At 37.4% G+C, this 24,461-nt stretch carries 12 protein-coding genes; all 12 read right to left on the reverse strand.

What is annotated here, in order from left to right; all coding sequences use genetic code 11:
* Positions 1-42: 42 nt before the first annotated feature.
* The gene (locus tag CRI88_RS08095) at positions 43-939 is read right to left on the reverse strand and encodes a LysR family transcriptional regulator (protein ID WP_036128277.1); all 897 of its coding nucleotides are present in this window, start codon (positions 937-939) and stop codon (positions 43-45) included.
* Positions 940-1,791: 852 nt separating this feature from the next.
* A complete protein-coding gene (argF, locus tag CRI88_RS08105; RefSeq protein ID WP_036121573.1) occupies positions 1,792-2,757 on the reverse strand; it encodes an ornithine carbamoyltransferase in 966 nt (321 codons plus the stop codon).
* A 229-nt stretch (positions 2,758-2,986) separates the two neighbouring features.
* Positions 2,987-3,757 (reverse strand): thioesterase II family protein, encoded by a 771-nt coding sequence (locus CRI88_RS08110; RefSeq protein ID WP_058843368.1) that lies wholly within the window; start codon positions 3,755-3,757, stop codon positions 2,987-2,989.
* Entirely contained in the window at positions 3,748-4,830 is a 1,083-nt protein-coding gene (locus CRI88_RS08115; RefSeq protein WP_058843369.1) for a Gfo/Idh/MocA family oxidoreductase, read from the reverse strand. Before CRI88_RS08115 ends, CRI88_RS08110 begins: the two co-directional genes overlap by 10 nt.
* Positions 4,827-5,951, reverse strand: coding sequence for a saccharopine dehydrogenase NADP-binding domain-containing protein (locus CRI88_RS08120; protein ID WP_058843370.1), 1,125 nt, complete (start codon positions 5,949-5,951; stop codon positions 4,827-4,829). The genes CRI88_RS08115 and CRI88_RS08120 overlap by 4 nt, the downstream gene beginning before the upstream one ends.
* Positions 5,935-11,451 carry a non-ribosomal peptide synthetase gene (locus tag CRI88_RS08125; protein WP_058843371.1) on the reverse strand — a complete coding sequence of 1,839 codons (5,517 nt, stop codon included), beginning with the start codon at positions 11,449-11,451 and terminating at the stop codon, positions 5,935-5,937. The genes CRI88_RS08120 and CRI88_RS08125 overlap by 17 nt, the downstream gene beginning before the upstream one ends.
* Before the next feature lies 1 nt (position 11,452).
* Positions 11,453-12,490 (reverse strand): methyltransferase, encoded by a 1,038-nt coding sequence (locus tag CRI88_RS08130; RefSeq protein ID WP_058843372.1) that lies wholly within the window; start codon positions 12,488-12,490, stop codon positions 11,453-11,455.
* Positions 12,491-12,501: 11 nt separating this feature from the next.
* Positions 12,502-13,266, reverse strand: a complete 765-nt coding sequence (locus CRI88_RS08135; RefSeq protein WP_036121591.1) for an ABC transporter permease — start codon at positions 13,264-13,266, stop codon at positions 12,502-12,504.
* Complete coding sequence (locus CRI88_RS08140) at positions 13,250-14,008, reverse strand: ABC transporter ATP-binding protein (RefSeq protein WP_036121594.1); 759 nt, start codon at positions 14,006-14,008, stop codon at positions 13,250-13,252. Before CRI88_RS08140 ends, CRI88_RS08135 begins: the two co-directional genes overlap by 17 nt.
* A gap of 14 nt (positions 14,009-14,022) precedes the next feature.
* Complete coding sequence (locus tag CRI88_RS08145) at positions 14,023-14,991, reverse strand: ABC transporter substrate-binding protein (protein ID WP_036121596.1); 969 nt, start codon at positions 14,989-14,991, stop codon at positions 14,023-14,025.
* Positions 14,988-22,790 carry a non-ribosomal peptide synthetase gene (locus tag CRI88_RS08150; RefSeq protein WP_058843373.1) on the reverse strand — a complete coding sequence of 2,601 codons (7,803 nt, stop codon included), beginning with the start codon at positions 22,788-22,790 and terminating at the stop codon, positions 14,988-14,990. Before CRI88_RS08150 ends, CRI88_RS08145 begins: the two co-directional genes overlap by 4 nt.
* On the reverse strand, positions 22,787-24,430 hold the full coding sequence (locus tag CRI88_RS08155; protein WP_058843374.1) for a (2,3-dihydroxybenzoyl)adenylate synthase: 1,644 nt from the start codon (positions 24,428-24,430) through the stop codon (positions 22,787-22,789). Before CRI88_RS08155 ends, CRI88_RS08150 begins: the two co-directional genes overlap by 4 nt.
* Positions 24,431-24,461 lie beyond the last annotated feature (31 nt).

The raw sequence follows: 24,461 nt of genomic DNA on the forward strand, positions 1-24,461 counted from the left end.
CTACGTAATAGAAAAAATTTTAAGTTCTGAAAAAATATTTAATCAATGCCTTTCTTGCATGCTTTCAAATTGCTTAGCGGTCTCACAGATTGTCTGCCAAAAGGCTGTCGTCAACACCTCTTTATCTTTATAGGTTAAAAATATGTGTTGATTCATATCCAATAAATGCTTGACGTCTATCTCTACAAATTCACCGCTTTCGAGCTCCTTTTTGACGCAAAGATGTGGTAAAAAGCTAATATAGTTCTTTGTCCGAATAAATTCCTTAGCAACTTCTAAATGATCCGTACGTACTTCAATATTGGCTGTCACGCCCTCTATCTCAAACATTTTATGCACATAATTCCAATCAAACGCTCCACATTCAAAAAACACCATTTTCTGTTGGGCTAACTCCTTTGCTTGCATGCGTTCACGTTGTTGTAATAAATGATCACGATGTTTCACAAGTTTCACCGCATTGTTTAATAATAGCTCATTACTGATGCCATCTCGATGCACATATTGAATAAGACCTAGATGAATTTGATGGCTTTGTAACTTTTCTAAAATCATCGTAGTTGAACCTGTAATTAGTTGAAATCGCAAATAAGGAAATTGTTCTTTCCATTTCGGCAATGCATAGGCTAAGAAATACTGTGCTGTCACCCCATTTGCCCCAATACATACTTCATCTGTTTCCTGTGTTTCCTCTAATTGCTTCTTTCCTTGCTGAAACGTTTGGACAATTTGTGTAGCAAACGGTATAAAGTCTTTTCCTTTCTCCGATACGCTCACACTTCGCCCATCTCGGTAAAACAATTCAACACCAAGCTCCCGCTCTAACGATTTGATTCGTGCTGTCACAGTCGGCTGTGAGAGAAACAACGCATTGGCTGCCTTATGGGTACTTTTGTAATGGACAACATATAAAAATGCCTCGATATGGTCTATATTCACGAGAAGTTCACCCCTTCATACTTATTTATCCTATTATATAAATAATTCTTTATATTCTCTATAATTTATTGGAAAACTATGTTTTTAATTTTTATCAAAAGAAAAAGTAACCTAGCGTCTCCTAGGTTACTTTCATAGTGTTGAAAAACAAAACCATCCATAGAATTTATGTGAAAGGTGAAAAAGGATTTCCGTTGCAGGCTACTTGCTTTCCTGTGGGCGAGCGGCGAGCCGCTTCCTCCGTGCAGGGGCTCGCCCGTCTCGCTATTCCCACGGGAGTCAAGTAGCCTTCCACTCCAATCCATAAAATAAAATGTTAACTTTTTAGCAAAAAAGTGAAGGTATTCACTACTCTTTTATGGAGGGGTGTTGGCACACATCACTTCTCCACATTGAAAGTAAGAGGCTATCCTTTCTTAATAATATAAATAATGGGCTATTTTGTTCAGGAAAAGACACTTTTGCAGAATGGTTGATTGGAGTGGAGCCAGCGTCACTCCTAGGGGATTTAGCGTCACAGAGGAGACCCTGGAGCGAACGCAGTGAGTGAAGCGGCTCATCGGACGCCCCCTGGAAAGGACGCTGGCGGAACGGACATCAACCTCTCACCTTGCAAAGTTGGTTTTTCTGCTATTGATATCACCTTTTTTCAACAACATGAAAGTAACCTAGCGTCTCCTGGGTTACTTTACTATGTAGCGATGTTGCCATCCATCTTGACAACAAACATCGCGCGTGGTTTACAGCCCTCTGTCTGCGCTACCACTGTTATGTTATTCACTTGAACATCCTCTGCTGCGCAAGTAAACTCTTTTTATCGTACTTCTCAACTCGAGAAGCATATGTCCAAATTTAAGCAAGAATCGATGCCAGTACGGCTTTTTGTGCATGTAGTCTATTTTCGGCTTGTTCAAAGATATAAGAATTAGGTCCATCAATAACTGATGTTGCCACCTCTTCCTCACGATGTGCTGGTAAGCAATGCAAGAACATATAATTTGGTTTTGCGTAGGCAACTAGCTCATCATTAATTTGATAACCAGCAAAGTCTTGTAAACGTTTAGCCGCTTCTTCCTCTTGACCCATGGATGTCCAAACATCTGCATAAACCACATCTGCATTTAACACAGCTTCAACAGGATCATTTGTGATCGTAATCGTACTGCCATTTGCCGATGCAATCGCCTGTGCTTTGGCGATTACTTGCGCATCACACTCATACCCAGCTGGTGTTGCCACAGCGACATTCATGCCGACATGTGCAGAAGCTACGACTAGTGAGTGCGCTACATTATTGCCATCGCCTACATAGGCAATTTTAAGCCCTTTTAAAAAGCCTTTATTTTCTGCAATCGTTTCTAAATCCGCTAATGCCTGACAAGGATGATAAATATCCGTTAGTCCATTGATGACTGGAATAGCTGCATGCTCTGCAAGCTCCTTGACCATCGCGTGAGAATTTGCACGAATCATAATCCCATCTAAATAACCAGATAATACATGTGCTGTATCATAAATCGATTCACCACGACCAATTTGCAAATCGCGCGCATGCATAAACATACTTTTCCCACCTAATTGATTCATGCCAACTTCAAATGAAATACGTGTACGAGTTGAATGTTTTTCAAAAATCATGCCAAGTGTTTTACCTTCTAATAATCTTGGACATTTTCCCTCTTTTGTAATCATTTTTAGCTGTGTTGCTAGTTCAATCAGTTCTTGAACCTCTTGACTTGTATAGTCTAGCAATGTTAGAAGATCTTTTCCTTTTAAACTAGATACTAACTTCAACTGTACTTCTTCGAGTAATTTCATCGCCTTCGCTCCTTACATCGTTGCTGTTGAAATTAGTATATCATGCATAAATATAAAATCAACTGAATTTTTATAATTTATTTCAATTAGTAAGCACGAGACTTTAAATGTGACAAAAATTCGCCATATAGAATATTTATGCATACATTAAGATTCATCTATACTAATCTTTTAAAGCACAAAAAGGATACCTCCGTTTTAAGGTATCCTTTATATATTCTTTGCGTAACTAATAACTCATATGACAGGTGTTTTCCTGACAACTCTGTTCTAACTCCTTATAATAATCCTGTTTATTTTCATATGGGAAAAAGTGACTTCCGGAAAACTCTTTCAAATGAAAGGTATTAGTCGTGACAACTTGCCAATTTTTCACATTACATGCTGGTGCATCAGGATCATTCGTTCCACAATGTGCAAGAATCGGACCATGGAATAATTCATCTTGATAATCAAACGACTCATTCAAGCGATAATCATTTTTTACAATAGGTAAAATATATTGCAGCACTTCTTCATTTTCTAACAATTCATTCGGTGTACCACCTACTCTTTTTAACTCTTGAATGAGCTCACTATCGTCCATCGTTGTTTGATAGTCATCAGGAAAATCATCCTGTGGGGCATGGCGGCCAGCTACTATTAATAAATTCACCTTTTTCTTATATTTTTCTTCTAACAAACAGGCTGTCTTAAATGCAAGAATAGCTCCCATGCTATGACCATAAAAATAAATTCGTGTTTGGCTTGTCACTTGATGAATAGCCTCTGCAATTTGTGGTATGACATCATGATAATTTGTCATGTACTGTTCTTTTATTCTTGTTGACTTTCCAGGTAGCTCGATCGGAAAGACAGCTAAGTTCCTCTCCCATGTTTTCCAATTTTTAAAAACGGCTGCACTGCCACCAGCATGATGAAAGCAAAAAAGCTTACAAGGATGACCATAATCTAACGCTTTCACAAAAGGAAACCATTTTTTCACATTCATCATATCCATTCTTTTTCTCCCTTAATATCCCTCATTCTTAACGGCTCTCGTTCCTGTATACAGACTTTTTGGGACGGCCCCATTTTCTTCCCAATATTATTCCATAATTTACAAGCTGTTAAATAATATTGTGTTGTTTGATTGAAGTAAGAACGACTCCAAATTTCTTCTGAAAATGTTATAAGAGAGCGTTCAACACTTTTTGGCCATATCTTTATATATAAATCTTCAAAGCTCGTATTTTGTGCAGGAAAGACAATCTCTTCAACCGGATAGCTTAAGAATTTATTGTCTCTTTTCTTATTAAATATAGTTGACTCGTTTAATGATGAGCTCATACATGGCATCCAGTGTACTGATCCATGCGGGTCTGGTAGATACAATGTTCCTCTGTTCGTTCCTAAAATCACTCTATGCAACAAATAAATATTACTTTCTGGATTAGCTAAATCCATTTGATTGAAAATGCGTAACGTCACTGGAATATCCCGGATTTGTCCAGATAGCGTATAAAAGGGATCATGCTCTGTATGATTATTAATTGGTTCAAGTGTACAAGTTTGTAAGCCCCCAAGTGCTTGTCCGATAATATCAAGCATTGGAAATAATACTTGGATACTACACGCCGCCTCTAAATAAATAATGTCGCTGGCTTCTCTTAATGTTTGCGCTGTTTGTAAAAAGGCATATACGGCATCAACATTTGGATAAAAACTATTCAAGTGATACTTACAATTACCAGCTTTCGCACTTTTAATTAGCTTTAAATAATCATCTTCATGCACTGGATGCTCCTGAATAACATGTATACCTTTTTCTAAAAACGCTTGTGCAATGCTTGTCCCTGCTCCACCCACGATAGTCGATTTAACAACAACACAGGCAACATCCACCTGCTCATTTGTTATTTCATCCACATCGGTGTAAAGCGGTACATTAAATGTATTAGCAAGCTCTTCCGACTGTTTACTACCTTTAGATAAAATACCTACAAGCCTATAATGAGATGGTAAGTTTAAAATTGCCTGCACATAATACGCTCCAAATTTCGTACCACAAACCACTACCCTTAACGGTCTCATAATATCCCTTCTTCCAACAAGCTTACATGATTTTCTGAATGTGAAGTGATGCTAAAATCTTCTATCGCACCCTGCACACGCAATTCTCGCATCACAATAGTAGGGTTTAATACGTCATATGCCCAATAAACACCATTTTCGTGCACCATTCCTTCTATAATTGCTTCTACAGATAATGCACAAATAATGCCACTAATCATAAAGCTATTTTGACTAAGTAATTGAGCTTTTCGTCGTATTGGCTGTTGCTGATACTTTCCAATCATTTCAATGATAACGGTGTACCATGTTTGCCGCACAGGGAATACAGTGAGTCTTTCCATCAATTCATCTATAATTTGATGTAAATGTTCTGATGTATTTTTCATCGCCAATCGTATACATGCTTGTTGTAATAATGAAAAAACAGCTTTATTTGGATACATATTATGCCAATGTGCTTCAGTTATCTGTAGCTTTTTTGCGAGGCGGATTGTTTCATTTGTTATATACCTTTGAGTATAGATTTCTTTTTCCTCACCATAAATGGTGACATTTATTTTTTCTGGCTGTACAGTATCTCGTACTATTTCTTTATTCTTATAAAAGGCATTCGCTGTGCCAAATCCATAAATGGAGCTAAGCATTAAATCAGCAGCTGCTCCTTTACTATATGTTTCTTCACCACCTGCATAGCCGATTACTTTCTCTATTTGATCGAACCCTTCTTGAGCTAATAAACGAGGAAGAATCCCAGATAAACCGGGAAAACTTCCTGCTGAAAGAATCATGATATTCGTTAGCTCCTGCTGCATAAATTTTATTTCCAACAAATCGGCACCAAATGCATCAACATAATGGGCTCCCACTTTTTTTGTAGCCTGTGCTACTCTATCAATAATGCTATACGATGGGCCTGCACAATTTAATACAATTGTACATCCTGTACAAAATGTCTCTAGCGCCTCTTGGTCATATATATCTACTTGCCTATAATCTATATATTCATGTGAGTGAGCATGTTCTTTATTGCCACTTCTACTACCACAGCGTAGTGGATATTTATCCTTTAAAAATCGTACAGCTGCTTGTCCAACGGATCCACTGTAGCCAATAATTCCTATTTTAAATTGATGGTTCATGACTAACTCCTTTAAGCAGTAAATGAGCAGTCTCTTTCACATATGGCTCTTGTAAACAGGTAATGTGATTGCCATTTATAGGTATAATATTCAAGTGACCAAATGTAATCTCTTTCCAAAATTCTTCATTTCTTGTACCCATGACTGGTAAAAAGGATGACGTTTTATCGATACAGCTAAATGCAGCTACATCTCCCATGAAAGGCTCTGTTCCATACGATACAACACCTTTAAAGCTTTGACAGAAAATTTGATATAGCGTTTCCATTCGCTGTTTTTGATAGGCAGAAATATCACCCTGCAAAGCTGGAACAGTCGTATATAAATCTACCAATCTTTGTTCAGGTGACTTACTAGCAAGCTTTTGGTAACAGTGTGCAACTGGTGTGAACTCTCCCGTTAGTTCACATAAATCTTCAATCGTAATCATGTTCGTTTCTTTTTTGATTAAATCTTGTAATGCTTTTTTGAGTAATTCATCGTCAACAGCATGACCGCTTTTTTCAAGATCTGCACCTATTAATAAACCAAATGTTCTTTCCATTAATAAATCATTTCGAAGCTTGGCATCACACGGCGTAGTATCTATAGTTATGACTGGTTCAACTTGAACACCCTCTGCAAGTAACACCTTTGCTGTTTCAATAACGATAAGTCCACCCATGCAGTATCCTATCAGTTCATAGCTTGCAGCATTTAGCTCTAACAATTGTTTGGCATATTTTTGCCCTAAACTTTGAATGAGTGATTCAGATGGATAGGCTAAATAATCTGCTTCATCGCCAAAAATAAACCCTGCTATCGTATCTTTGCGATTAGATTCTTCTATTAAATAAGGGAGCAATTGATTGTATGGTGTAAGTGTCCCTGTTCCATCATGAAATAGAACTTTCATGTTACCGCCCATTTCACCTTCAGCTAAAATAACGAAAGACGGTTTCTTATCTGAAGTAGTTTCATCCTGCACTGTTTGATGATTTTCCACTGAGTGACTTATCTTTTCTGCAATCTCTGCAATGGTTGGCGTTTGTAAAATCTCTACCATTAATTGATCCCACTCCCAATGCTTCACCTCTGGTAGTGTATCTCTCATGGCGGCCACAATTTGTGCCACTAGTAATGAATCACCACCTGCTTGATAGAAGTTTTCATTACGCCAAATACTTTCTCGATTTAATGCCTTTGCCCAGATAGCTGCAATTCTTTTCTCTAAATCGCTTTGTGGGGATTCTCCAGATTGTGCAATAAATGGATTAGATGCTTCTAAGCGACTTTGTAACGCACCACGATCCACTTTACCATTTTCAGATAACGGTAATTCACGGAGTACTTCAATATGCGCTGGGAGCATATATGCTGGTAATTGTTCTTCTAAATATTGTTGAATCTCACTCGCATAAATTCGCTTGCGTTCACCTCTAAACTGACCAACAAATACTGCCTGATTGGCTGCTGATAATGGATCATTTGGGGTAGGATATACACCCGCTATCTCCATTTGTGCTGCTGCAAATAACTCATGCCACTGTTCACGATTAAAAAATACTTGATCATTGTCTTTACGAAAATCTTCAAAATCATTTAGACCCGCATGAAATTCCATCGATGTAAGGAGGGAATAGTTTTCCCCTGTTGTATCCGCCACGATCAATGCCCCACCTTCCACTGTCATTTCCTTAAAAGCCTGTAGCACTTGAGGTGCTTTTTTAGCATTGTGTAAAACATTATTACATAAAATCAGGTCAAAGGAAGATGCTTGAATTCCTTGAGACCAATAAGATTGATTGATATCATACAAACCATATGTAACCCACTTATAAGGTTCAAATGATTTACGTGCTTCATTTAAAAAGAATTGTGATAAATCTGTAAAAACATATTCTACATTTTTTTGATCTAATGACGGTATTAACTCTAAACTTACACCACCTACGCCTGCTCCTACTTCTAAAATTCGAAATGATTTATTTGGATAACTCGCTCTAAATTCATCTATAATCGTATGAACAGCTTGAATCGTCACTTGATTTAATGAACGACTAATCAGATTGTCTTTATATGCTGCTAAGGCAATCTCAAAGCTTCCTTTTGGGAAAAATAAATCTAACGAATCTATTTCGCCCCGAAGTAAACCTAGAAGATGCTTACTTGAATCCTCAAAGTAATCCACAAGCTTTTTACCATATTGCATTTTTTCCTCAATTTCTCTCCATTGTAGCCAAGACATTGCTGAAGCATTATGCGGTAAATCTGTATGAATTAGATAATAGTTTGTCGTAACTGGATTTTGCTGAATAAGATTCTCTTTACATAACACATTCAGCCATCGTCTGAGTAGCTGATGATAATAGGGATGAACTTTCACAATTTGCTGAATCTCACTAAAAGAAAATTCTCGATCATCTATAAATATATCTAAGTCCTGGAATGTTTTCATAATATCTAGGACGGCTGTCCAATTGGAAATTGTAGACCATTGTGCAAATAGCTCGCGATCTACAGCATGAGTTGCTCGATCTCCAGCAGTCTTCACTATAGCTGCTAACTTGTCTGAAGGAACGAAGGTTGTGACTTCATTTGTATTTTTTCTTGCTTGCGCGAATGCTGAAATACTAAATTCTTTTGCTGCCGAATCCTTATTTGCAATTACGGCAGCATGCTCTATCTGCTGCATCCGTTGTAGAGAGCTTTCAACTTCGCTTAGTTCAATGCGGTGCCCATGAATTTTTACTTGCGTATCTTCTCTTCCCAAAAATTCAATCACACCATCTGGTCGGTATCTGCCTAAATCGCCAGTGGCATATAACCGTTCTTCTGTGTAAGGATGGATTATAAATTTCGCTGTAGTATTTTTTTCATCGTGTAGATAGCCAGTGGCAAGCCCCTCTCCTCCAATATATAAATCACCAATTGTCCAGTCAGGGCATTCTTCTAGCTCCTTATTCAACACATAAAAATTTTGATTGGCCAATGGCTTACCATAAGGAATGCTATTTTTATAAGCCGTATTCATATCTATTGGATAATAAATAGACCAGATGGCTGCTTCTGTAGCTCCACCAAGACTGATAAATTGCGCTTCTTCAAAATAATGTGCCATTTGTTTAGGTAATGTAACAGGTATCCAATCACCAGATAAAAATACTAGACGCAATACGTTATGAAGAGTTGTTGTCGTATCCTGCATATAAGCGGAAAGAAGTTGCATTTGAGCTGGTACTGAATTCCAAATAGTGACCTGCTGAGATGTTATAAGTTCCAGCCAATGTTTTGGATCTTTATGACGTTTATGCTCTGGTAATATAATGCTACCACCAACACTTAATAAGCCGAAAATATCGTATACGGATAAATCAAATGCTAAATTAGCAATGGCTAAAACTCGATCATGCTCTGTTACATGGAAACGCTGATTTATATCCATTATTGTATTTAGCGCCGCTTTATGACTGACAATAACGCCTTTTGCTTTACCTGTACTGCCTGATGTATGAATAATGTAAGCTGGCTGCTCAACGTCTACACGTACAGGAACTAATTGTGCTTCTGATACAACGTTTAATTGCTCGACACTAATAAAAGAAAGAGCATCTTGTTCGTATAATTTACTAGAATGACTATGACTTAAAATAAATGTGATTTGCGATTCATTGATAATATCTTTCTTCCGTGCAATCGGTTGCTCTCTCTCTAAAGGTACATACACGCAACCCGCTGTTAATGTTCCTAATACAGCAGCAATTTGCCAAATCCCTTTCGGTAAATCAATGGCTACAAAATCCCCTTGCTGTACACCTTCCTTCAGCAATGCCTGTTGAATAGCAAATACATAGCGACCGAGCTCCTCATATGTAAAATATTTGCCATCTGCATAAACAGCCCTATTTTTAGGATATTGTGTAATGGCATCTAGCACTTTGTCATACAGTAATCCTTTAGGTAAATTAACTGTTGTATTCTTTATTTCATTTCTAACCTTTTGCATTGCTTCTGGTAAGCCTATCACATCGCGATCAGTCCACGCTCCCTCGTTATTTGCCAGGTTTGTTAGGTGATCCACAAAAAACTGAAAAGCAGTATCCATTAAACCATTTGGAAAAATGCCCTCTCGTACATCCCAATTTATCAATACCCCATTTGGTTGTTCAGATACTTGACAATCAATCCACACTTGAGGGGTCTGACTAATTTTATAGGCTAACTTCAACTTAGGCTCATTATCAGACATATGGCTATTTACCTCAGCACCTAATGTGCTTGTATAAACAACAGGAATAATAACATCTCGATTGCGCTGTCGCTTTAATTCACGCAATACCTCAATTCCTGAGAAATCCCGATACTCTAAATCTGTCCAGAGCTGCTGTTGAATTTCAGCCGCATGCTCATAAAAAGCTCTATCTCTTTTTGCATATATTTCTAATAGATTAATCGTTGTAAAGTCTCCAACTATATCATGAATTTGAGCATGAATAGTAGGACGGTTAAGCATCGTAATATTCAAGCAAAAATGCGATTGTTTTGACCATACACCGATAATTTCAGCAAAAGCCGTCAATATAATACTAGATGGTGTTAGTCGATGTTCTTTTGCCTTCTGACTTAAACTTTGCCACTCGTGTTTCGGTAATAAAAAATTAAATTGTTCAAAACGAATGGTATGACTATCCGTTTTGTCACTTACAACTGGTAACTCTGGCGCTTCTGGAAAAGTCTCTAAACGGCTAGTCCAATAATTTTTAGCTATGTCATAGGCTGCCGATCGATTATGTTTTTGTTCATATTGTTGGGTCATGACATCTCTAAATTGAATGTCTAAAGCTGGTAATGGCGTATTTTCTGTATAATAAAAGTGTTCTAATTCAGCTATTAATACATTGATACTGACAAAATCCGCAATTAACATATCAATGGATAGATGAACAGTACTTTGATTTTTTTGCTGTGTCAGGACGAGGTCGTACAATGGCCACTTATCAGGAGCATACTGTTTAACAGATAGCTCATTTCTTACTTGTAATAATCGTTGATTCGCAGCTTCAGGTGCTTCCTCTGTTAAATCAATAACCTGTAAAGCTGGAAGCTCTACATTTTCTAGTACTTGCTGATAGCCCTCCTGATGCACTATCGCACGAAGCATATCATGACGCTTTATGACATGATGCCATGCCTTTTCAAGCTGTATAGGATCAAAAATAGTACCAACTAGTTCAGCATATACTTTACAGCCTACTCCACCGTAATGATAATTGCCGCTTCTTCCTACTAAATAGGCTGATTGAATATCTGTAAGTGGAAAGGAATCATAACGTCTTTCTGCGTCATGGGTGATTGGCTGGTGTTCTTTTTGTAAAAAGTCAAGAAGCTGCTCTTTATGCTGTCGTAACCGCTCTTTCCGTTCATGTGTAAGTACACCAGTTGGAGCCTTAAAATGTAATTTCCCATCTTCTACCCAAAGATTTACGCCCAATTCGCGATACTCTGCTACTAATTTTTTCATATTATAATATGCCCTCCTGATATTCGAAGTCCTTTTTGACAACTTCTATTAGATAGTCATCTTCTTTTAATGGATAAAGTGCTTTGATCTTTAAGCCGCTTTGATGGAATAACGCTTCAAACTGCGATTGTGTTCTTTCCTTGCCTCCGCACATCGTCCAAATATTTAAATCTGTCATATATAAATGCGAGGCATTTCCTTCAATGACCTCTGGTAATATTTTTTCAATAATAGTTAGTGCAGAATTTTCGCTCATACTTTCGGCAATATTACGTAAAATTGTAATTGCTGCTTCATCCTCCCAATCATGGAGAATTCTCGATAGAATATAGAGATCACCTGACCGTGGCACTGCATGAAAAAAATCTCCTGCCTGAAACGTACATCGACTATCGAAACCGTAAAGTGCCAGCTTCTCCTCCGCCTTTTGTTGAACATGTTGTAAATCGATTACAACCCCTTGAGCATTGCGATAATATTCCAAAAATTTCACAATTATCTCTCCAGATCCACCACCAATATCAATAATTGTCTTGATACAGTGCCAATCCTTTTTTGCTGCGAAATAGGTGTCTAATTGAAGCTGTTCACTTGTTTTACTCATCATATTATGAAACACTTCAAATTTTTCGTTTTGCTGTATTTGTGCTTGAAAATAAGGCTGTTTCTCTACTAATTGATATGGGATTTTGTTCATTTTTATTGCCTCACATAGTTTTGACCAATAAGGCATTGCTTGTCTCCCTGTAAATAGCAGAAAATCCTTTAAAGAATCCTTTGCTTGTCCTGCCAACCGTTCCCCTAAAGGAAGTAAATTAAAATAATTTTTTTCTTCTTTCACATACTTTAAAGCCACTAATGGTCTCATAAAACGAAAGAGTATGTCTTCATCAATTGCTAATTCCTCTGCCAATAACGATACATGTCTTCGTTCTTGATATAAGGCATCAAATATTCCTAATTCACAAGCTGTATAGAGCAAATAAGATGTAGAAAAGCCTTGAATCGTTGAACGTATCATATTTCCTTGTATATCCATAGTTTTTCTCCTTAATGGTTACTGCTATTATCTGCCATCAATTTATACCATTTACAAACAGTGTTTTCTGCGATATTAATAAGGGCATATAACCCTCCACCCAATAAAGCTAGTCCTATCACACCTGCATACATAGCTAGATAATCTCTACTATCCATTCGATTTAAAATGTAATATCCTAATCCGCTAAAAGATGCAAAAGTTTCTGCTATAAATAGAATGGCTAATGCTGTTCCTAATGAAGCCCTTAAAGAAGTCATTACACTCGGTAAGCAATAGGGTAATGTCAAATGAGACAATGTTTGTAGTTTTGTAGCATTTAATGACCGGATAACTTGCTTCTGATCATAAGGAATTCCCTTCGCTGCATCACGGATGACTACGACTAATTGAAAATAAAGAACAAAGGCAATTAAAATGATTTTTGGGGCATCGCCTAATCCAAATAACACAAGAATAATTGGTAAAAAAACAACCTTCGGGATAGGGTAGAGCACATATAATAAAGGACTTAATATGAGGTCTATTTTGTTATTCCATCCCATAAGTAATCCTGTAGGAATCGCTAATAAAAGAGCGCAGCCAATACCAATAGCTACTCGATAACTACTAATGACAAAATGTGGTGTTAAATCACCGTTTGTTACTACTGTTAAAAATGATAGTCCTGCTTTAAAGGGAGAAGGTAAAAAAGGTTTATTTAATGCAATGCTAGACAGATGCCATAATAAAATAATCAGGATGGCAGCAATCACTATACTATATGTCTTCTTCACAGGGCTCTCCCTTTAATAATTGTTTAATCCGCTGTTGCTGACGATACATGCAAGCAGGATGATGACGCCCCTCTATTTGATAATCATTCTCAATAATTCCTGCAATTGTTTTTCCATTCGTGTGAAATACAACAATTCGATCGCTCATCATCAGCGCTTCATCAATATTATGTGTCACGAATAGTAAGGTTAAATTTCTTTCATGACGTATTGTTTGTAATGTCTGCATGAATTGCTCCTTCGTTAAAATATCTAACGCAGAAAACGGCTCGTCCATTAACAAGACTTTTGGTTTTTGAATTAAAGCCCTACCGATGGCAACCCGCTGCTGCTGCCCCCCAGATAGTTGGAAAGGGTAGCGGTTCTGCAAATCGTGAATATTCAATTGCGATAAAATTAATTGTGTGTCCCTGTCCCTTTCCTGCTTAGAGCGTTTAGCAAGCTTTAAAGGGAGAGCTATGTTAGCTTTCACGCTTTTCCATGGAAACAGGCCATAATTTTGAAAAATAATCGCTATCTCCTGCTGTGGTCCTTTCAGTTCTTTACCATCAAAATAAATGGTTCCTTTAGTCGGTTTCTCCAAGCCAGCTACAATATTTAAAAATGAGGATTTTCCGCTACCTGAGACACCAACAATAGCTACACATTCACCTAAAGATATATGAAGGCTAATATTTTGCAGAGCGTTCACCATACCTGAGGCTGATTTGTATGCTAAGTCAACATGCTGAATTTGATACATGGCCTATCCTCCTTTTACTGTTCTTCTAAGGATGTCTCTACTAGCTCTTCATATGAAAAGGCTTGCTCTAATAATCCTTTAGAAACTAACCAATCCGAAAGACGCTCCATATTTTCTTGTGCTGGTACACGATTAGGCGTAAAGGCTGGAACTGTATATTGTTCTTTTAAAATTTCTGGTACATTCGCCACTTGTAAGGCAAGCTCAAAGTATTTTTCTGGCTGCCGATTTACCTGTTTAATGGCTTCATTGTAGGCTTCCAGAAATTTTTTAACCTCAGCTCTATTTTTTGTTATATTTTTTTGTGTCATCACGATGACTGATTGGGAAAAGTTCTCGCCAAGCTTTGTATCATCAATGACAATATTTGCACCTTGGGCAACTGCATAGCTTGCCAATGGCTCTGGTAGTATAGCTACCTGCGCTTCTTTTCCAGCTAATACGGCATCTACACGTAATGAAAGATTCGGCAAATGAATTTTTGTTATTTGGGAGGATTCTAGTTTTAAATGGCGCTCATATTGCTCCATTAGATAATCTATCATTGTATTTTCAGCGATCATTACAGATTGTCCTTCTAGCTGTTTCGGTTCAACAATAGCGCTTTGCGGAGAAGAAACGACTAAAAATCTTCCCTCCTTCTCCGTCGCACCTAATGCTAATGCAATGGTTTTAACATCCAAGCCTCCTTTTTTTATTAAATTTTGGACTATCATATCAGTCATCATGCCGTCGAGCTCACCAGCCTCCATCGCCTTGGATTGGTCAGAAGCACTGCCAAACTCTATAAGCTCAACATCGACACCATATTTTTGAAAAAGTTGATCCTTCTCAGCTACATATAAAGGCAGACTATCATCGATTCGTAACACACCTATTTTTAATGAAGAATGCTTAGCTATTTTTGTTTCTTCACTACAGCCACTTATGCAAGCCATCATGATAATCATGAAACATATTCGGGCAAGGAGATGCTGTCTCATAGAGCTCCTTCCTCCATAGTGACACTTTGCTCTTCAACATATGCTGCTAGTTGTTCAAGGCGTGTATGCGTGAATAGTGTTTGAATAGAAAGCTCTATAGTGAATTGCTCTTTTATTTTTCCGATCATTTGAATGGCCATTAAAGAATTACCTCCACATGTGAAAAAGTCATCATCAAGTCCAGGCTGTTCGTAGGATAATATTTCTTCCCATATTGCTGCTACGTCTTTTTGCATCTCTGTATAAGGTGCTCTATACTTCTTTGACAGCTCTTGCTCATTCAATGGTAACTGTTGTAAAAACTTACGGTTTACTTTCCCATTTTCTGATAGAGGCATTTTATCAATAGATTTATAGATTGTAGGCAACATATAATGAGGCAATTTTTGAGCAAGTAATTGTTTAAATTGTTCATTATTTAGTCCATCTTGTTCATCTTCTAATACTACATATGCCACTAGTATTGATGTTCCATTACGTTCATGAACAATGGTTGCTGCTTCCTTCACACAAGGCAATTTAGCTAAGTGATAATCTATTTCGCCTATTTCAACCCGATAGCCATTTAATTTGATTTGTGCATCTGCTCTTCCTAAAAATTCAATATTGCCATCAGGCAAATATCGCCCTAAGTCGCCTGTAGCATATAGACGCTCTTTTGTCATTGGATGAATTAAAAATTGCTCATTTGTACGCTCTTCATTTTTCCAATAGCCTTTTGCAAGCCCTACTCCTCCGATATATAAATTTCCTGGTACATTCACAGGGCAGGCCGCCATTTGGTCATTTAAAATATAATAATATTGGTTGGCTAAAGGTTTCCCATATGGAATACTCTTCCAATTCCCATCTACTGTTTGTATATCGAAAATATTCGACCATATAGACGCCTCTGTTGCACCACCTAATCCTAAAATTTGTGTCTTTGGCGCAATTTCCCAAATTTCACTTGGCAAGCTTATTGGAATCCAGTCTCCACTCAGTAGTACCGCTCTTAATGTTGGATATGTGAAAAACTCTATATTTTTAGTATATTGTGCCAGCATTTGCATAAAGGCAGGTACTGTATTCCAAATGGAAATGTGCTGCGTTTGCAATAATTCATTCCAATGAACGGGATCTTTTATGCGCTCAGCTCGTGGTACTACTATGGCTCCTCCAACAGCAAGTAAACCGAAAATATCATAGACCGATAAATCAAACGTCAAGTTAGATAACGCAAGAATGCGATCCTCTGCACAAACGCCAAGTCGATCATTAATATCTACTATCGTATTCACTGCACCTCGATGATCAATCATGACCCCCTTCGGCTTTCCAGTAGAACCAGAAGTATAAATGACATACGCTAAATCAGAAGACAATAATTCAGGACTAGTAATAAAACATTCTTGATGTGCCCATTCAGGATCAATGACTGTCACATGATAATCATTTAAAAAAGGTAGCTGTTTAAGCACATGTGCTTGCGTCACAATGGATTGAACTTCTCCTTCCTGTAAAAGAAATTTCATCCGTTCAATCGGTGTTGTACAATCTATCGGCAAATATGCCTTCCCTGCCTTCATAATGCCTAAAACAGCAACTATCTGTTCCCATCCTTTTTCCATAACAACAGCAACTAATCTTCCTTTAGTACGATCCATTGCGAGTATTGCTTGCGCAGTATGGTTCGTTAAATGACTTAGCTGTTCGTACGTCATATTTTTTTCTTCCGAAATCACTGCCAGATTAGTAGGATTTGCTGCTATTTGTTTTTCAACAAGACTGATTAATGTCTCGTCGGAGATAGCTGTGTCTGGTCCTTTCAATTTCCCTTCTTGCTCTTGACATGGGAAACATACAAGACTCCTAATTGGCTGTTGCCATAAGTCTTCTTTCCTAGCAAGCTCCTTTAAAATACGGGTGTATGCTTCAAACATGTCGCGAATTAGATACTGCGGGAAAAGCTCCTCTATGGCATCCCAGCTTAACCATAATTCACCCTTTTGCTCTGAAACTTGATGATCTAGCCAAACTTGAGGTGTCTGAGATAATCCATATACAATATCCCCTAAATAGCTAGTTTTTGTTGTAGATCCATTATTTTTTTCAAGCCCTAAGCCACTCGTGAAGACAAAGGGCATCATAATCCCCATTTGTCGATACCATTTTTTTGCTAGTGCTCGTTCGACATAAACACCACTTACATAAGGATGTTCTAAATCCTGCAATAATTGCTTTTGAACAGTTCTTGCACGCTCTAAAAAAGATTCTCCTTTTGACATATCAATAGATAACAGATTAAGAGATGTAAAATCACCTATGAGCTGGTCAACATCTGGTTCGAACAACACACGATGGAAACGAGTAAGATTAATCGTAAATTTCGGTTGGCTACTCCATCTCGCTAACGTTTCAGCATAAGCAGCTATTAACAACGAGGCTGGTGACAAGTTCATTTTGGCAGCCAATTGCTTTAATACTAGCCATTCTTCTGTCGATAGCTTTTCCTCGTATCTTGTAAATTTACAGTTAGATAAATCTTCTTTATAATCAAGCAGTGGTAAATCAGGTGCTGGATACATATTGTCAATTCGCTGATGCCAATATTGAATATCCCGCTTATACATTTCGGTCTCTCGAATTTTTTGATAAGCCAGTATATAATCTCTAAATGTCGTTTGAAGTGTTTGTAGTTTTGCTGAAGAATCATCATATAGCCGCTTCCACTCTTTAAATAAATAGAACATACTAAAGCCATCAAAAATGATATTGTCAAAACTAATATGGATTCTTGTTTTTTGTTCATTAATGGCCGACATACGAATATCAAATAATGGCCACTCACTCGGAATAAAAGTTTGATGTTCCATCTCACTGCGCACTAACGTGAGCTGTTCTTTACGTTGTTCTGCTGAAAGATTCGTAAGATTATAGGAAGCAATGGAATAATACGCTACAAATTCTTGGACTTGTTGCTGTTGTCCATCATTTAAAATAATGGCTCTCATCATATCATGATGTTGGATAAGACGATTCCATGTTTGCTCCACCCTTGCATGATCGAGGGAAGAACAATCCATTTCAAAATAGCAATGAGTAGATACATCCCCGTACGCATAAATGCCGCTACGGCCTAACCAATAGGCTTGCTGAACGTCTGTTAATGGGAACGGCTTAAAACGATCCTGCTCATTAGGCTCTATACTTGGTAACTTTTTCTCCGAGTCCTCATTTGACTTTTGGTGCACTAGTTCCTCTAATAACAAGGCCATTTGTTGAAACACTGGTTGATTAAAGATGGCTTCTAAACTCATTTTGACAGCAAATTGCTCTTTTATTTTTGCACTAAGCTGAGTAGCTAATAATGAATCTCCACCAAGCTCAAAATAATGATCGTCTATGCTAATGGCTTCTTGCCCTAATACTTCTTTCCATATTTGTGCTAATCTCAATTCGATTGAGGTTGTTGGTGCAATAAAATCCTTTTTAGCTAGATCAGCTTGCTCTTGTTGAGGGATTGGTAATGCTGCTCGATCTACTTTTCCATTAGCAGTAATAGGCAACTGCTCTAATTGAATAATGACTTGTGGAATCATATAGTTTGGTAATCGTTGTTCTAAGTAACGGTGAAGTGGTTCTAATTGGAAATCTAATGTTGATTGTCGTTCAACTTGCGCTACAAATAAATACTGTGTAAACGCGGTATCAATAGACTGCGTCGTCATATTGGTGAAGCCCTCGTCTGTCAATACTGAAAGCCAATCATTTTCTGATAATAAGGGAAGGCATGTCTTTGCCCTTTCATCCTCATAATGTGTAAAGCCATCCTCTAAAAATGCTGTACTGACTAATTGCAGAGGATTATTTTCCGTCATTTCTAATTGAATGAATAAACCGCCATGCTTTAATAGCTTTTTTAAATGTTTAAGTGAATTTCTAATATGGGCTGCTCTATGTAAAGAGTGAGAAGCCACAATCACATCATAGTCATCATCTACAAAGCCTTGAGAAATCGGGCACTTATTTATATCAAGCATTTTGTAATGGATATTCGGCTGTGACCCTACAATTTGTTGAGCACGATTTAAAAAATAGTTGGATTCATCTGTAGCCGTATAATGTAGCTCATCTGTCGAAAATGCTTCCATTACTATTTGAAGTGTGTTGATATGACGCGTCCCAATCTCTAATATTTTGAGTGGTGCTTGACGTTCTATTCGATGATTTAATACCGTTTGAATCAAGTTTATGAATACTTCTTGCTGTTTGTTTCCATCAGATAGGTTATCTGTCAATTGCTCTAAAGTGTGTACATTATGAGGAAGCAATAATTCTAAAGGCTCTATTTCACCAGTTAAAAGTGCATAGCTTTTTTCAAAAAAGGTAGAAATAAATTCATTTATATATGTTGTTTGTTTTTTATTTAAACGATGAAACGATTCTTCATTTTGGACGATTAAGCATTGTTTATTATGAATAATCGGCCCATCACATGAAACGATATTGTTTTTTTCTAAAAATCTAAACCATTGATCGATTAAGCTTTGATATCGACTGTTGATCTTTTCTCGCTCTATGATCGTTATCCTATTGTAGCTTGCATCTTTTTCTATTGGAAAACCACATCTGACAAGTATTTTACAAATCGTTTCCGTAGTGAGGTGGGTACAATAATTTTTAAATAATCGATAACGATATTCATTCTCATTTACATTTTTTAAAAAATACCCTGACGCTTTTAATTGATCTATGTTAGACCAATCAATCATGGGTTTATTGTTCTTTATAGATTGTACCTGCTCTTTTTCTGAACAACTTACAATATAAGCAGCTAAATATTGGCTTTCCTCTCCTCTGACAGTGACAACGGCATCCTCCACTTTCTCATAGCTTCGCATAACACTTTCGATTTCACCTAATTCAATACGATGACCCCGTACCTTTACCTGGGAATCATTTCTTCCTAAAAATTCAATAAGCCCATTATGCCAAAATCGCCCATTATCCCCTGTCTTATACCAGCGAATACCTTTTTCTTCTATAAAACGCTCAGCAGTTAATTGTGGTTCTCCTACATACCCTTTGGCTATACCAGCGCCGCCTATCCACAATTCTCCTGCTTTCCAATTCGGACAATCTTCTCCATTTACATCAATCACTCTATAAAACTGATTTCTCAATGGTCTTCCATAAGGGATAGATCGCCAACTTGCTGGTAACGGGTGATCAACATTATAGTAATTGGACCAGATTGCCGCTTCTGTCGCACCACCCATCGCTACTAATAAACCTCTCGGTGCTACTTTTAACAATCGGTCAGGAATATCTAAGTTAATCCAATCACCTGACAGCATGACGATACGTAAATCTAAACAAATTAATTTTGCACTTTCTGCCTCTATTAAAAACATTTTCAATAAAGCGGGTACAGAATTCCATAGTGTAACATGATAATGACGAACCAACTTTAACCAAATATCAGCGTTTCGAGCCGTATCGTCTGAAAGAAGAACAATGCTGCCACCAACACTCAAAAGACCAAATATATCGTATATAGACAAATCAAAATCTAATGAGGATACTGCTAAAATACGATCTTCCATGCTTATGTTATATTTTTGATTGATATCTGCAATTGTATTCCAAGCTGCTTTATGACTAATTTCCACACCTTTTGGTTCTCCCGTTGAGCCTGATGTAAAAATAATATAAGCTGAGCTGTTTACATCCACTTTAGGCAATGTCACATGACCAAATTGTTGTGTTTGTTCTATTTTAATAACTTGTACTTGATCAATATTTTTATATTTTGCCTCATAGGGAGCAGCTGTTAAGATAAAGCTTACATTAGCCTTTTCCATAATTTTTTTATAGCGTTCACTTGGCTGTGTCACATGTACTGGAACAAAGCATCCCCCAATAGCCAAAACCCCTAAAATTGCTTGAATTTGCTCTAATCCTCTCGGCAATGAAATCGCTACTCGATCACCTTTTTTAAAGCCGTTATGTAACAATGTGGCAGCCACCTGTTCCGCCTGTAAGGTTAGTTGTTTATAAGTTATTTCATGATGGTCTATCCCATCTATTAGCGCTATAGCATATGGTTGTTGCTTTGCTATTTCAAAGAAAGACGTATGCAAGCACTGTGCAGAATCTGTTACTATGAAATCTTCTATTACTTGACGTCTTGCTATTTGTGCTTTCGTTTCGATAGCTGGATGTTGGAGCCAATGCTGTTCGTCTTCAATTAACCAATGAATGGTTTTGATAAACAGATCAAACATGTCATCCAATAAACCTGATGGAAATATGTCATCTAAACCATCCCAAATACATAATAAACCACCATCCATATCAAACATTTGAAAGTCTAACCAAACTTGAGGTGTTTGAGAAATCATGTAATGAATCTTGCCAAATGCATCTTTAAATTCTTCATTAATAAGTGGTACACCTAAATTACATGAAAAAACGATTGGAGCAAAGACTTTTTCATCTGGGTGATACTTAGCTAAATCTCGTTGAATTTTGACCCCTGAATAAGCCGTATAGTTCATATCTTGATGAAATTGCTGTTGTAAACTTTTTGTAAAGGCTAAAAAAGACTGTTGTGTTTCACTATCAACCTCCAATAATAACAAGGTAGTAAAATCAGCTACAACATGCTCTAGCTCTTCAGACAAAGTATCTCGATTGAACAATGGTATATTCATAAGAAAACGGGATTCACTGCTCCACTTATTTAATGTGTAAGCATAAGCTGCTAACAATACCATCGCAGAAGTAACGTTATAACGAGAGGCAATCAATTGCAGCTTGCTCCAAGCAGTATCTTCTAAAAAGTACTCTCTTCTTGTAAATTTAGGTTCGTGTTGTATCAACGCAGCATTGTTTGACAACGGTAGTTTAGGACCTAATGGTAAAGTGGCTAACCTGTTTTTCCAATAGGCTTCGGCATAACGTTCTTCATCAGCATTTGCTAATTTTTTATCATAAAGATATTTCGCAAAGTTCCAATTTTCAGGTGCTTTTGGTTTTTGTTGTCTAGTATAAGCGGCCGCTAAATCATGTAAAATGATTTGGAAACTTTGCACATCAGCTACAAGTAAGTCGATATCGAAATGAAGTCGCGTTTTACCATCAGGCAATAGAGATAGCTGTAATCGAGCTACTTCCCCTTGATCAATTGCCAATAGCCGATGTGAAGTATTCGCACGAATAGCTTCTAATTGTTGATTAACCTCGTCTTGTGAACATGTTGTTAAATCGTGAACAGCAATAGCTGTAAAAGGGGATTCTGTTAAAACTTGCTGTTGGCCATCCTCCGTATACTTAACACGGAGCATAGGATGATGCTGGACAATGATGGCCCATGCCGATTCAAGCCGCTCTATATCAATATGTTGACCGTTAATTTCCATATAACCATGACAGCCATTTCCGCCTAAATATTGACCGCTTTGTCGCCCAACCCAATAGGCATACTGTACATCTGTTAATGGAAATGGCTCATACATATTAGGTATTGTTTTATCTTGATTTTCTAATATGGAGTTATCACTATTTATTGAATGGACAGCCTCTCTATTTAATAATTCGTACCAAGCGCTCAAATAAGGTTCCGATATTAATTCTTTGAAAGTAATGGTAATGCCAGCTTTTTTTAGTTTGCTGACTAATTTCATGACTTGTAAGGAGTTTAAGCCTAACTCCAATAAATTTTGATCCGCGCGTATTTCTTTCTTTATACCGAGGAGTTGATTGACTTCTAATGCTAGATTTCGGATGATGTCTAAATCACTTTCTAATTTCAATGCATAGACGCCTCACTTTCCATAGCCATCTGTTTTAATTTTTTTTTATCCACTTTCCCTACATTTATAAACGGTAATCGCTCAACATATATGATTCGATCTGGAAGTTTATATGGAGCAACACCTATATGAAATAAATAACTACATATCTCATCTCGTTCCATTCTTTGTCCATCGGTCACTATAAATGCACAAATGCTTTCTCCTAGATCCTTATCTGGTAAACCAACAACAGCAGCATCTTTTATCATTGGCTGTGTACGTAAAAAACTTTCAATTTCAGATGGTATAACATTTTCACCTGCACGATTAATTTGCTCCCTTACTCGACCGACAATTTGTATATTTCCATCTGATGTAATACGAGCCTTATCACCAGTACGTAAAAAGTAATCCTTGGTAAAAATTTCTGCATTTAAAGCAGATGCTTGATAGTATCCGCCAAATGTATACGGACCTTTTGCCACCAATTCTCCAAGCTGACCCTGAGGAACTTCTCTTCCTAGCTCATCTATAATCTTTATTTCATCACCTATCGAAATTGCTTGCCCTTGACAGCTTGTAACAATTTCCACAGGATCATTTAATGCTGTAAAACAAGTAATCCCTTCGCCGAGTCCGTATCCTTGTTGTATTTTACAGTGAAATGTATTCATAAATTGAACAGCCATTTCCTGCTCTATGTGAGCAGCGCCAATTAAGACCACCTCTAAGCTCGACATATTCAAATCTTCATACCATTCAAATGCTTCTAACCAAAGGCTAGCAATTGTTGGTACAATGGCGGTATGTGTCACCTGTTCTTTTTCGATTTCATGAAATGCTTCATCAAAGCTAGAGGTTTGACATAATACCACTTTTCCACCTGTAAAAAGAGTACCTAATATACCTGGTGAGCATAACGGATAATCATGTGAAATCGATAGTACAGCCATGTATGCCGTTTCAGGAGTCATTCCACATTTTTCAGCAGAGGCGAATGCATTATAGGCATAAGCTTCATGTATTTTCGGAATTATTTTGGGAATGCCTGTTGTGCCACCAGACAATAAGTATAATGCAGTATCTCTATAGTGAGGTGAAGCGCTAATTGCTAATGAATAGTTCCTTTCTTTCAGCTGATCTACTGTTACATGTGTATAGGATGCTGGCCACTGTATGGTGGATTCCCCAACCGTCACAATATATCGAATACTTTTATGCTGAGGAATTACCTGTGCGGCCATACATTCATACTGGAAACCTAGATAACTACTGCAACATATATAAGCTATTGGCTGAACCATTTTGGCAACTGTATCGATTTCTACTTCTCTATGGGATGGCAACATCAAAACAGGCTGCACACCTATTTTTAACAGACTAAATAAAACAGTAATAAATTCAATTGTATTTGGTAACTGCATTAAAACCCGATCACCCTGCTGCCAACCTAAAGATAAAAAGCCTGTCGATAATTGCTCAATTTCTTGAAGCAGCTCTTCATAAGTTAAGCGTCGATTCCCTTCCACTACTGCCAGATGATGCGGAAATCGTTGAGCAATGATGTCAAGCTCTTCCATTAATGTTTTCTTTCTTAAAAAGCCCAATTCTTCATATCGTTCTACTTCTTGTAAATACCAATCCATTTGCTGAGACATCCTTTTCGCCTCCATTCTCTCTGTTAACATC

The sequence above is a fragment of the Lysinibacillus fusiformis genome (assembly GCF_002845985.1).
In the GTDB taxonomy this organism is placed as follows: Bacteria; Bacillota; Bacilli; order Bacillales_A; family Planococcaceae; genus Lysinibacillus; species Lysinibacillus fusiformis_D.